The 11,089-nt window shown below is 72.2% G+C and carries 11 protein-coding genes; 10 read left to right on the top strand and 1 reads right to left on the bottom strand.

Translation table 11 applies throughout. From position 1 onward, the window contains the following. Positions 1–50: 50 nt before the first annotated feature. From MET2598_RS0132450 to MET2598_RS0132435, 4 genes are all read left to right on the top strand, one after another. A complete protein-coding gene (locus MET2598_RS0132450) occupies positions 51–1,460 on the top strand; it encodes a malonyl-CoA decarboxylase (RefSeq protein WP_012335688.1) in 1,410 nt (469 codons plus the stop codon). Between the two features lie 38 nt (positions 1,461–1,498). Further along, the gene (locus MET2598_RS0132445) at positions 1,499–3,022 is read left to right on the top strand and encodes a malonate--CoA ligase (protein ID WP_018263673.1); all 1,524 of its coding nucleotides are present in this window, start codon (positions 1,499–1,501) and stop codon (positions 3,020–3,022) included. A gap of 437 nt (positions 3,023–3,459) precedes the next feature. Then, a complete protein-coding gene (locus MET2598_RS37805) occupies positions 3,460–3,765 on the top strand; it encodes a hypothetical protein (protein ID WP_018263672.1) in 306 nt (101 codons plus the stop codon). 119 nt (positions 3,766–3,884) lie between these two features. Then, positions 3,885–4,148, top strand: coding sequence for a hypothetical protein (locus MET2598_RS0132435; protein ID WP_018263671.1), 264 nt, complete (start codon positions 3,885–3,887; stop codon positions 4,146–4,148). Between the two features lie 156 nt (positions 4,149–4,304). Here the strand turns inward: MET2598_RS0132435 and MET2598_RS0132430 are convergent, their stop codons facing one another. Beyond that, entirely contained in the window at positions 4,305–5,237 is a 933-nt protein-coding gene (locus MET2598_RS0132430) for a LysR family transcriptional regulator (protein WP_018263670.1), read from the bottom strand. A gap of 297 nt (positions 5,238–5,534) precedes the next feature. On the opposite strand from MET2598_RS0132430, the gene sdhC reads away from it, so the two are divergent. The 6 genes from sdhC (at position 5,535) to MET2598_RS0132400 (ending at position 11,029) form a co-directional block, all read left to right on the top strand. Further along, a complete protein-coding gene (gene sdhC / locus MET2598_RS0132425; protein WP_012335693.1) occupies positions 5,535–5,936 on the top strand; it encodes a succinate dehydrogenase, cytochrome b556 subunit in 402 nt (133 codons plus the stop codon). A gap of 11 nt (positions 5,937–5,947) precedes the next feature. Then, positions 5,948–6,361 carry a succinate dehydrogenase, hydrophobic membrane anchor protein gene (sdhD, locus tag MET2598_RS0132420; RefSeq protein WP_012335694.1) on the top strand — a complete coding sequence of 138 codons (414 nt, stop codon included), beginning with the start codon at positions 5,948–5,950 and terminating at the stop codon, positions 6,359–6,361. A gap of 127 nt (positions 6,362–6,488) precedes the next feature. Beyond that, complete coding sequence (gene sdhA / locus MET2598_RS0132415; RefSeq protein WP_012335695.1) at positions 6,489–8,315, top strand: succinate dehydrogenase flavoprotein subunit; 1,827 nt, start codon at positions 6,489–6,491, stop codon at positions 8,313–8,315. A gap of 25 nt (positions 8,316–8,340) precedes the next feature. Next, positions 8,341–9,162, top strand: coding sequence for a class I SAM-dependent methyltransferase (locus tag MET2598_RS0132410; RefSeq protein ID WP_018263669.1), 822 nt, complete (start codon positions 8,341–8,343; stop codon positions 9,160–9,162). Between the two features lie 201 nt (positions 9,163–9,363). Continuing rightward, positions 9,364–10,146 (top strand): succinate dehydrogenase iron-sulfur subunit, encoded by a 783-nt coding sequence (locus MET2598_RS0132405; RefSeq protein ID WP_012335697.1) that lies wholly within the window; start codon positions 9,364–9,366, stop codon positions 10,144–10,146. A gap of 238 nt (positions 10,147–10,384) precedes the next feature. Beyond that, positions 10,385–11,029 (top strand): AprI/Inh family metalloprotease inhibitor, encoded by a 645-nt coding sequence (locus MET2598_RS0132400; RefSeq protein WP_012335698.1) that lies wholly within the window; start codon positions 10,385–10,387, stop codon positions 11,027–11,029. Positions 11,030–11,089 lie beyond the last annotated feature (60 nt).

Raw genomic sequence — 11,089 nt, 5'->3', positions numbered from 1 at the left:
CGGAAGACTTGCCCGCCGCGGACAGGCGGCACGGAGCGTGGGCTGGCGACATGGTGGCGATCTCCTTCCTCGGCGACCTCCTCCAGAGCATCACGGAGCGAGGCCGCGGGCTCATCCCCTTCGGCCGGGGGGAGGCTCTGTCGCGGGCGAGCGTCCCCGACCTCGTCAAGCTCTGCGAGGACCTGATCTCGCGGCGGGGCGAGGCCTCGGGCGTCGCCCTCGCCCGCATCATCCTCGACCGCTACGCCACCTTCACGGTGGCCGAGCGCCACGACTTCCTGCGCCGGATCGCGGTGGATTTCGGCGCCGACGTCGAGGCGGTGGCGGGCGCCATCGCGGGCTACCAGGCGGCCCCCTCGCGGGCGACCCTCGGGCGGCTGCACGAGGCGGCCGAGCCGCGCTCGCAGGAATTGATCCGCCGCCTCAACCTCGCCCGCGACGGCACGATCGCGCTGGTGCGCATGCGCGAGGACCTGTTCAGCTACCGCGACCTCCTGCGCGGCGCCGAGGACCGCGACGCCGCCCTGCTGGACGCGGTCGAGAGCCTCGATTCCGACTTCGAGCACCTCTTCGCCTCCTGGTTCAACCGCGGCTTCCTGGTGCTGCACCGGATCGACTGGACCACGCCGGCCCACATCCTGGAGAAGATCATCCGCTACGAGGCGGTGCACGCGATCTCGGGCTGGGACGACCTGCGGCGGCGGATCGAGCCGGCGGACCGGCGCTGCTTCGCGTTCTTCCACCCGGCCCTGGTCGACGAGCCGCTGATCTTCGTCGAGGTGGCGCTGACCACCAGCATCGCCACGGCGATCGGCCCGATCCTCTCGGATGAGCGCCAGCCCATGGCCTCGCGCGAGGCCACGGCCGCGATCTTCTACTCGATCTCGAACTGCCAGCGCGGGCTCGCCGGCGTGACCTTCGGCAATTTCCTGATCAAGCAGGTGGTGGAGGATCTCTGCCGGGAGATGCCGGCGCTGAAGACCTTCGTGACGCTCTCGCCGGTGCCGGGCTTCCGCCACTGGCTCGACCGCGAGCGCCGGGCGGACGCGCCGCAGGGCCTCACGCGCGAGGACGTCGAGACCCTGCGCCTCCTCGACAGGCCCGACTGGCACGCCGACAAGGCGACCGCGGAGACGGTGCGCAAGGCGCTGCTGCCGGCCGCCGCCTACTACTTCCTGCGCGCCAAGACCCCGCGCGGCAAGCCGGTCGACCCGGTCGCCCGCTTCCATCTCGGCAACGGCGCCCGGCTGGAGCGGCTGAACTTCCTCGGCGACGTCTCCAAGAAGGGCCTCGCCCAGTCCTACGGGCTGATGGTGAACTACCTCTACGACCTCGCGGCGATCGAGAAGAACCACGAGACCTACGCCAACCTCGGCACGGTCTCGGCCTCCATCGCGGTCAACCGCGAATTGCGCCAGAACCTGCCCCCCGCCCGCGCCGTCGCGCTGGCGGAGGCCTGAGGCGACCCGACGCGCCGCTCCCTGTCCGGATCCCCACCATGGCCAACCACTTCTTCGACCTCGTCCGCGCCCGCCTGCCGCAGGACCCCGCCGCGCGCCTCTTCCTCGAGACGCCCGAGGGCCTGCGCTGGAGTTACGCCGACCTCGTGGCGGCGTCCGGGGCCTACGCGGCCGCCCTCGTCGGCCTCGGCGTGGCGCCGGGCGACCGGGTCGCCGTGCAGGTGGAGAAGAGCCCGGCGGTGATCGCGCTCTATCTCGGCTGCGTGCGGGCGGGCGCGGTGTTCCTGCCCCTCAACACCGCCTACACCCCGGCCGAGATCGCCTACTTCCTCGGCGACGCCGAGCCGGCGCTGTTCGTCTGCGATCCGGGCCGGCTCGACACGCTGCGGCCGGTGGCGGAGGCGGCGGGCGTCAAGCAGGTCGCCACCCTCGACGCGGCGGGCGAGGGCACGATGGCGGCGGAGGCGCGCGGCCAGACCGAGAGCTTCGCGGACGTGGCGCGGGGCTCCGACGACCTCGCGGCGATCCTCTACACCTCCGGCACGACCGGGCGCTCGAAGGGCGCCATGCTCACCCACGACAACCTCGCCTCGAACGCGCTCACCCTGGTCGAGGCGTGGCGCTTCACGGCGGACGACGTGCTGATCCACGCGCTGCCGGTCTTCCACACCCACGGGCTGTTCGTGGCCACCAACACGGTGCTGATGGCGGGCGCCGCGATGATCTTCCTGCCCCGGCTCGACCCGCCGCGGATCCTCGCCCTGATGGGCCGGGCGAGCGTGCTGATGGGCGTGCCGACCTTCTACACCCGCCTCCTCAAGGAGCCGGGCCTGACGCCGGCGGCGGCCAGGGGCATGCGCCTGTTCGTCTCCGGCTCGGCGCCGCTCCTGGCCGAGACCCATCGCGAGTGGCGCGAGCGCACCGGCCACGCGATCCTCGAGCGCTACGGCATGACCGAGACCAACATGAGCACCTCGAACCCCTATGACGGGGAGCGGGTGGCGGGCACGGTCGGCTTCCCGCTGCCGGGGGTGGCGCTGCGGGTGGTCGATCCGGAGAGCGGGGCGCCGCTCCCGGCCGAGGCGGTCGGCATGATCGAGGTGCGCGGTCCCAACGTCTTCAAGGGCTACTGGCGCATGCCGGAGAAGACCGCGGCGGAGTTCAAGCCCGACGGCTTCTTCATCACCGGCGACCTCGGCAAGATCGACGCGCGCGGCTACGTCCACATCGTGGGGCGGGGCAAGGACCTCATCATCACGGGCGGCTACAACGTCTACCCGAAGGAGGTCGAGACCGAGATCGACGCGCTGCCGGGCGTGCTCGAATCGGCCGTGATCGGCCTGCCGCACCGGGATTTCGGCGAGGGCGTGACGGCCGTGGTGGTGCGCCGGCCGGGCGAGCGGGTGGGCGAGGCCGAGATCCTGGGCGCCCTCGAGGCCCGGCTCGCCAAGTTCAAGCTGCCCAAGCGCGTGCTGTTCGTGAACGAGTTGCCCCGCAACACCATGGGCAAGGTGCAGAAGAACGTGCTGCGGGACGCCAACCGGGACCTCTACGCGGGCTGAGACCCGCCGCCCGAGGGGCCGCGATGCCGGAGAGCCGGCGCGTCCGACCCCGCCCGCGGCCGGCGCCCGCACCCCGCGCCCGGATGCCCCTCCGGGGCCGGGTGGCCCTCCGGGGCCGGGTGGCCTCCAGGACCCCGACGGCCGCGCATCGCCCGTAATGGTCGGGAAGCGCCCGGCGGGCTGCCTCCGGGACGGGAGCGCTGCCGAAGCGCGGCGCAGCGCACGCGGCCGACCATCCGCCCGGATCACACCCCCGCGCGGCGCCTGAGCGAAGCCCCAATCCGCCATCCCAAAGGGGTCGAGCGGATGTGGTCTGACGCGCACGCCCCAGCCGCATCCCCGCAATCCACACGCGCCCCCGCCGCCCGTCCGCAACCTTGACCGATTGCCCGCCGCGTGTTTTGTTCACGTTATGTTCTCAAGATGAGTCGGCGGCGATGGCGGATGGCGCGAGGCAGGGCGAGGCGCATCCGGCCCTCGACGCGGTGACGGCGGCCTATCTGCGCGAGGCGGGCGGCGATCCCTGCGCGGCCCTGCGGCGGGCGGTGGCCGACGCGCTCGCAGCGCTCGACGAGGCGGAGCGGCAGCGGGCGGCGCGCGAGCGGCTGATCTCGCGCGGCTACGTCCGGGCGGGCTGCCGCCCGGCGGCGGGCTGCCGCCCGGCGGCGGGTTGCTGCCCGGCGGCGGGTTGCTGCCCGGCGGCGGGTTGCTGCCCGGCGGCGGGCTGCCGCCCGGCTGACTGATGGCCCTCGGCCCCGAAACGCGCCGGCCCGCGCCGGCCGGCATGTGCGGGCGAGCACCTAGGCCGGAGCGCGGCGGAGCTATTCCGCCGGCTTCCCGATGATCGCGACGGAGCGGATCCATGGACACCAAGGCAGACCTGATCCGGGCAGACCTGATCCGGTACGACATCCGCCGCGACCGCCACGGCTGGACGGTCTACGACGTGCGCACCGGCGAGACCGCGGTGATCGACGGCGTGCTCCAGGTCGGGCTCGACATGGACGAGGCGGACGCCGTCGCGGACGCGCTGAGCGCGGACGCGCCGCTGCCGGGCCTGGCCGCCTCGCTGGCGGCGCGCTGGCCACACGCCGCACCCGAGGCGGGCCGATTTCGCCGCGCCTGATGCCGGCGCCGACGCTCCGCCGGAAGGCCCCGAGCGGCCCTGACGGCCCCGGACCGAGCGCATCGTCCGACGAAGGGGATGCCGGTTCGTCGAAGACAAGGCCCCGAGATCAGAGACCTGGAGCGGCGCCCGATCGCCGCGTGATCGCGTGCCGCCCTAGGCCGCGCCGTCCCGGGCGAGGGACGCCGTCGCGCCCGGCCCCGCCTCGCCGCGGCGCAGATGCGCCACGAAATCCTGCGCGAAGGGCGGCAGGGCGGCGAGGTCGCGCATGCAGATGGTGAGGTCGCGGGTCGCCCAGGGATCCTCCAGCGCCACGATCGCGATCGCCATGGTGCGGGCGGCCCGCCGGGCCGTGGTCTCCGGCACGATGCCGAGGCCGACCCGGCACTCCACCAGCCGGCAGACCGCGTCGAAGCCCCGCAGCTGCACCCGCAGCCGCAGCGGCTGGCCGATCCGCGCCGCCTTGGTGAGCAGGAACCGGGTCAGGGCGCTCGCCCGGTCGAGCCCGACGAGGTCGTGGTCGATCACCTCCGCGAAGGGGACGGCGACGCGGGACGCCAGCGGGTGGTCGGCCGCCACCGCCAGCACGAAGCGGTCGCGCCGGAACGGATAGGTCTGCAGCGTGCCGGTCTCGACGGTCGCCGCCACCAGGCCGAGATCCGCCGCCCCCTCGGCGACCAGCCCGACGATCTCGTCCGAGAGCCGCTCCTCGATCTCGACGCTCACCCCCGGATGCTGCGTCAGGTAGGCCGAGAGCACCTCGGGCAGGAATTCGGTGAGCGCGTTGGTGTTCGACAGGACGCGGATCTGCCCGGCCGCGCCCCCCGCGAAGGCCGCCAGGTCCGCCTGCAGCCGCTCGACGCCCCCCAGGATCGCCCGGGCATGCGACAGCAGCGTGCGCCCGGCCGGCGTCGGCGTCACCCCGTGCCGGGCCCGGGTCAGCAGCGCGGCCCCGAGGGAGGCCTCCATCGCCCGGATGCGGTGGCTCGCCGCGGCGAGCGCGAGGTTGGCCCGGGCCGCCCCGTGGGTGATCGAGCCCGCCTCGACCACGTGGCGGAACAGGCTCAGGTCGACGAGGTCGAAATGCATCGGGCAGTCCCGCCGGGAGAGGGCCCGATCCTGCGCCGCGCACGAAGGGCCGCCGCGGGAAATCTCTGGTATACCAGGGAGCGGATGGGTCCCCAGGTTTCGCGGATCGCGAAGTCTCCGTCAACGAGATTCGCATTGCGAACCGGACCATTTCCAAACAAAGAGGGCACGAATGGGCGGCGCGCCGCCGGAACGCCCGGGCCCCGTGGCCGCGTTGTCGCCCCGTGACGGAGCCGATACGTAGCTGAGTTGGGAGCCGGACCAGTCGCCGGGCCTGCACGGAGCAAGGATCGCATCATGGCCGAAATCGTCAGGCCCGCCGTGGCCCGACCCCTCTCGCCCCACCTCCAGATCTACCGCTGGACCTGGACCATGGCGATGTCGGTGGCCCATCGCCTCACCGGGATCGCCCTCTACGGCGGCACCGCGCTGGTGGCGGTCTGGCTGGTGGCGCTCGCCTCCGGCAAGGCGGCCTACGATCCCGTGGCCTGGCTCTACGGCTCGATCCTCGGGCGGCTGGTGATCTTCGTCTATACCTGGATCCTGATGCACCACATGCTGGGCGGCATCCGCCACCTCATCTGGGATTTCGGGCACGGCATGGAGCCGGGCACGCGCATCGCGATGGCGCGGTACACGCTCGTCGGCTCGGCCGTGCTCACGGTCGTGATCTGGGCCGCGGCCCTGCTGGCACGCTGAGGGAGAGCGCCATGGTCGACAACCGTCCCGAGGCCACCCGCACCATCCGGACCTCCTACGCCCGGGTGCAGGGGCTCGGCCCGGCCCATCACGGCACCGGCGAGTGGTGGCTGCACCGCGTCACCGCGGTCTCCAACGTGCCGCTGATCCTGTCCTTCGTGGTGATCGTCGCCCTCTGCGCCGGCCGCTCCTACGAGGACGCGGTGCGCCTGGTGTCGCACCCGCTCGTCGCGATCCTGCTGATCCTGGGCGTCCTCTCGGTGACGAACCATATGCGGATGGGCATGCAGATCGTCATCGAGGATTACGTCCACGACAAGGGTCTGAAGATCGCCGCGGTGATCGCCAACACCTTCTACAGCACGGTGGTGGCGGTCGCCTGCCTGTACGCCATCGTGCGGATCAGCCTGCGCGCCTTCGCCTGACGTCCAACCCCCTCGAGCAGCGCCCGATCACGTTGCCGCCGGACGCTGCTCCAGGTTCCTGATTTGCCGCATTTTCTTCGACGAGCCGGAAGCCACTTCGTCGGAAAATGCTAGAGGGATCACGCCCATGGCCATCAACGGAAAAGCCGCGCCGGCCCAGACCGGCCAGGCGTACCCCATCGTCGAGCACAGCTTCGACGTCGTCGTCGTCGGCGCCGGCGGCGCGGGGCTGCGCGCCACGGTCGGCTGCAGCCAGGCGGGCCTGCGCACCGCCTGCATCACCAAGGTCTTCCCGACCCGCTCGCACACGGTCGCGGCCCAGGGCGGCATCTCGGCCTCCCTCGGCAATATGGGCCCGGACGATTGGCGCTGGCACATGTACGACACCGTGAAGGGGTCGGACTGGCTGGGCGACCAGGACGCGATCGAGTACCTGGTGCGCAACGCCCCGGCCGCGGTCTACGAGCTCGAGCACTGGGGCGTGCCCTTCTCGCGCACGGCCGAGGGCAAGATCTACCAGCGGCCCTTCGGCGGCATGACCACCGATTACGGCAAGGGCACGGCCCAGCGCACCTGCGCGGCGGCCGACCGCACCGGCCACGCCATGCTGCACACCCTCTACGGGCAGGCGGTCAAGAACCGGACCAACTTCTTCATCGAGTACTTCGCCCTCGACCTGATCATGGACGAGGAGGGCCGCTGCCGCGGCGTCATCGCCCTCGACCAGGCCACCGGCGAGATCCACCGCTTCCGCGCCGCCATGACCATCCTGGCGACGGGCGGCTACGGGCGCGCCTATTTCTCGGCGACCTCGGCCCATACCTGCACGGGCGACGGCAACGCCATGGTGCTGCGCGCCGGCCTCGCCCTTGAGGACATGGAATTCGTGCAGTTCCACCCGACCGGCATCTACGGGGCGGGCTGCCTGATCACCGAGGGCGCCCGCGGCGAGGGCGGCTACCTCACCAATTCGGAGGGCGAGCGCTTCATGGAGCGCTACGCGCCCTCGGCCAAGGACCTCGCCTCCCGCGACGTGGTCTCCCGCTCCATGACCATGGAGATCCGCGCCGGCCGCGGCGTCGGCAAGAACAAGGACCACATCTACCTCCACCTCGACCACCTCGATCCCAAGATCCTGCACGAGCGCCTGCCCGGCATCTCGGAATCGGCCAAGATCTTCGCCGGCGTCGACGTCACCAAGGAGCCGATCCCGGTGCTCCCGACCGTCCATTACAACATGGGCGGCATCCCGACGAACTATCACGGCGAGGTGCTGACCCTGCGGGACGGCAATCCCGACTACGTGGTGCCGGGCCTGATGGCGATCGGCGAGGCGGCCTGCGTGTCGGTGCACGGGGCGAACCGGCTCGGCTCCAACTCGCTCATCGACCTCGTGGTGTTCGGCCGCGCGGCCGGGCTGCGCTGCGCCGAGATCGTGGAGGCGAACGGCCGGCTGCCGGACCTGCCGAAGGACTCGGCCGACAAGGCGCTCGCCCGCCTCGACCGCTTCCGTTACGCCAATGGCGGCAGGCCGACCGCGGAGCTGCGCCTCGACATGCAGCGGACGATGCAGAACAACTGCGCGGTCTTCCGCACCGGCGAGGTCCTGGAGGAGGGCAAGCACCTCATCCACAAGGTCTGGTCGGGCATCGACGACATCCGGGTCACCGACCGCTCGCTGGTCTGGAACACCGACCTGCTGGAGACGCTCGAATTCGACAACCTGATCGGCCAGGCGGTGGTCACGATGGAATCGGCGGTCAACCGCACCGAATCCCGCGGCGCCCATGCCCGCGAGGACTTCCCCGACCGCAACGACAAGGACTGGATGAAGCACACCCTCGCCTGGCTCGACCCGGAGGGCCGCAAGGTCACGATCGACTACCGGCCGGTCCACACCTACACGATGTCGAACGACATCGCCTATATCGAGCCGAAGGCGCGGGTCTATTGAGCGGCGCGGCGGGCGGGAGAGCCCCATGCTGAAGCGGATGCGCCGCGCCAAGCCGGCGGCCTCGCCCGATTTCCTGCGGGCCGGGGCCCCGGCGGAGCCGCCCGGCTCCTGGCAGGAGATCGTGCGCGGGGCCTCGTCCGGGGACCTCGCGGCCGAGCGCCTGCGCGTCGCCAACCCGATGCGGGAGGCCTACTTCGCGCAGAACGCGGATCCGGAGAGCCGCTTCGCCTCGAAATGGACCCACTACCTCGACGCCTACGATCGCCACCTGGCGCGCTACCGCGGCCGGCCGGTCCGGCTGCTGGAGATCGGGGTCAACCACGGCGGCTCCCTCCAGGTCTGGCGGCGCTATCTCGGGCCCGAGGCGGTGATCCACGGCCTCGACATCGACCCGCGCTGCGCGACGGTCGGGGATCCGGACGTCACCATCCACATCGGCAGCCAGACCGACCGGGCGCTGCTGGGGCGGATCGCCGAGGCGATGGGCGGGATCGACGTGGTGATCGACGACGGCAGCCACGTCAGCGCCCACCAGATCGCCACCTTCGAGACCCTCTACCCGCTGCTCGCGCCGGACGGGGTCTACGCGGTGGAGGACGTGCACTGCTCCTACTGGCCGGAGGTCGGCGGCGGCTACCGGGCGCCCGGCGCCTTCATCGAGTACGCCAAGGACCTGCTCGACCGCCTGCACGCCCGCTACGTGCTCGACCCCGACCCGGGGCCGCGCGACCCGGGCTTCGCCGACGTGACCGACGCGATCGCCTTCTACGACAGCCTCGTCGTGTTCGAGCGGCGCCTGAAGGGGCCGGCCCGGGCGATCCCGGTCGGATTCCGGATGCTGGAGTGAGGGAGGCGCGCCGTGACCCGATTTCCCCGCAGCGCCCGCGATCCCGCCGTGAGGGGCGGCCGCGCCTGCATCCGCGGCACGGTTCGGGCGATCGGGAGGGCGCACGACGATCGTCTTGCCGGTTCCCTCCTCCTGACCATCGAGGCCGGTCGGCTCCGGCTTCGGGCTCTCGGTTCCGATCAATCTGCCTAGGTTTGCGACATGGCCCAATTCTCCCTTCCCAAGAACTCGCAATACGGCGAGGGCAAGACCTGGCCGAAGCCGGCCGGCGCCAAGAACCTGCAGGAGTTCCGGATCTACCGCTGGAACGAGGATGACGGCCACAATCCGCGGATCGACACCTACTACGTCGACCGCGACGATTGCGGGCCGATGGTCCTCGACGCGCTCTTGTGGATCAAGAACAAGGTCGACCCGACCCTGACCTTCCGGCGCTCCTGCCGCGAGGGCATCTGCGGCTCCTGCGCCATGAACATCATGGGGCAGAACACGCTGGCCTGCACGCTCGGCATCGACGATTGCCGGTCGGCCCAGATCCGGATCTATCCGCTGCCGCACATGCCGGTCCTGAAGGACCTCGTGCCGGACCTGTCGAGCTTCTTCGCCCAGCACGCGGCCATCGAGCCCTGGCTGCAGACCGAGACGCCCTCGCCCGAGAAGGAGTGGCGCCAGACGCCGGAGGACCGCGCCCGCCTCGACGGGCTCTACGAGTGCATCCTCTGCGCCTGCTGCACCACCTCCTGCCCGAGCTACTGGTGGAACGGCGACCGCTTCCTCGGCCCGGCGGCGCTGCTCCAGGCCTATCGCTGGCTGATCGACAGCCGCGACGAGCACACGGGCGAGCGGCTCGACATCCTGCACGACCCGTTCCGGCTCTACCGCTGCCACACGATCATGAACTGCGCCAATACCTGCCCCAAGGGGCTGAACCCGGCCAAGGCCATCGCCGAGATCAAGAAGATGATGGTGGCGCGCGAGGTCTGATCCGGGATCCGGTTGATCCGAGCGGATCCCGTCTCACGCGCCCGCGCGGCGCCTGAGCGAAGCCCGCATCCGCATGGCGACGCAATCCGCCGCATTCGGGATGATCCTTCCCGCTGCGGCATTGCGGCCACACCCCCTCGAAAAGGCGCCTGCGGGCGCCTTTGTCGTTCCGGCCGGCCCTGCGGGCGCCTTCCGGTGCGGCTATGGCGGCGAAAACCCCTCCTGTCCGGGATCCGTGATGCCGCGTTCGACCCTCCGCCCCGTCGCCGTGCCGTCGCTCGCCGTCGCGGCGCTCGCCGCGAGCCTGGGGGCCTGCGCCTCCTCGCGCTTCGACGCGGCGCCGCCGCGCCTCGCCGCCCGGCAGGCGCGCCCGGCCGCGCCCGAGGCGGAGCCGGATCTCGGCCCGCCCGGCCTCGCCGCCGGCCCGGTCACCTCCGCCCCGCTCGCGCCGCCGCCCGGCGCCAGCGCGGCGCCGGGCGAGCCGGCGGCCCCGTCCGGCGTGGCGGCCAATCCCGGCGGGCCGATCATGGCCGAGCCGGGCCCGGCGCCCGCGCCGGTGCAGCAGCAGGCCGCCCTGGCGCCGCCCCCGCCGGTCGCGGCCGGCGGGCGCTCCTCGGTGGTCGGCGGCTGGACCGCCAAGGACGCCACCGGGGCGAGCTGCCGCATCACGCTCGCCAGCACCCCGGCCCTCGACCTCTACAAGGCGACCTCGAGCGGCTGCGCCAACAAGGACCTCGCCAAGGTCACGGCCTGGGACTACCGCGACGGCGAGGTCTACCTCTACCAGCCGGGCGGCACGGTCGCGGCGCGGCTGCGCGCGGCGGGCGGCGCCATGGACGGCGCCCTCTCCAAGTCCGGCGCGCCGCTCGCGCTGGTGCGCTGAGGCTGGACAGGGGCGCGGATCGGGGCGAGGGTCGCGGCCTCGTCCCGCCGCCCCGGAGTC

Origin of the sequence: Methylobacterium sp. WSM2598, from assembly GCF_000379105.1 — a bacterium.
Taxonomy (GTDB): Bacteria; Pseudomonadota; Alphaproteobacteria; order Rhizobiales; family Beijerinckiaceae; genus Methylobacterium.
The sequence above is the reverse complement of the archived record's forward strand: the minus strand, read 5'-3'. Positions and strand labels throughout refer to the sequence as shown.

Bases quoted from the DNA above. Each gene is read 5' to 3' on its own strand.
- MET2598_RS0132450 (WP_012335688.1), top strand. From the start codon at position 51: ATGGTGGCGATCTCCTTCCTCGGCGACCTCCTCCAGAGCATCACGGAG.
- MET2598_RS0132445 (WP_018263673.1), top strand. From the start codon at position 1,499: ATGGCCAACCACTTCTTCGACCTCGTCCGCGCCCGCCTGCCGCAGGAC.
- MET2598_RS37805 (WP_018263672.1), top strand. From the start codon at position 3,460: ATGGCGGATGGCGCGAGGCAGGGCGAGGCGCATCCGGCCCTCGACGCG.
- MET2598_RS0132435 (WP_018263671.1), top strand. From the start codon at position 3,885: ATGGACACCAAGGCAGACCTGATCCGGGCAGACCTGATCCGGTACGAC.
- MET2598_RS0132430 (WP_018263670.1), bottom strand. From the start codon at position 5,237: ATGCATTTCGACCTCGTCGACCTGAGCCTGTTCCGCCACGTGGTCGAG.
- sdhC (WP_012335693.1), top strand. From the start codon at position 5,535: ATGGCCGAAATCGTCAGGCCCGCCGTGGCCCGACCCCTCTCGCCCCAC.
- sdhD (WP_012335694.1), top strand. From the start codon at position 5,948: ATGGTCGACAACCGTCCCGAGGCCACCCGCACCATCCGGACCTCCTAC.
- sdhA (WP_012335695.1), top strand. From the start codon at position 6,489: ATGGCCATCAACGGAAAAGCCGCGCCGGCCCAGACCGGCCAGGCGTAC.
- MET2598_RS0132410 (WP_018263669.1), top strand. From the start codon at position 8,341: ATGCTGAAGCGGATGCGCCGCGCCAAGCCGGCGGCCTCGCCCGATTTC.
- MET2598_RS0132405 (WP_012335697.1), top strand. From the start codon at position 9,364: ATGGCCCAATTCTCCCTTCCCAAGAACTCGCAATACGGCGAGGGCAAG.
- MET2598_RS0132400 (WP_012335698.1), top strand. From the start codon at position 10,385: ATGCCGCGTTCGACCCTCCGCCCCGTCGCCGTGCCGTCGCTCGCCGTC.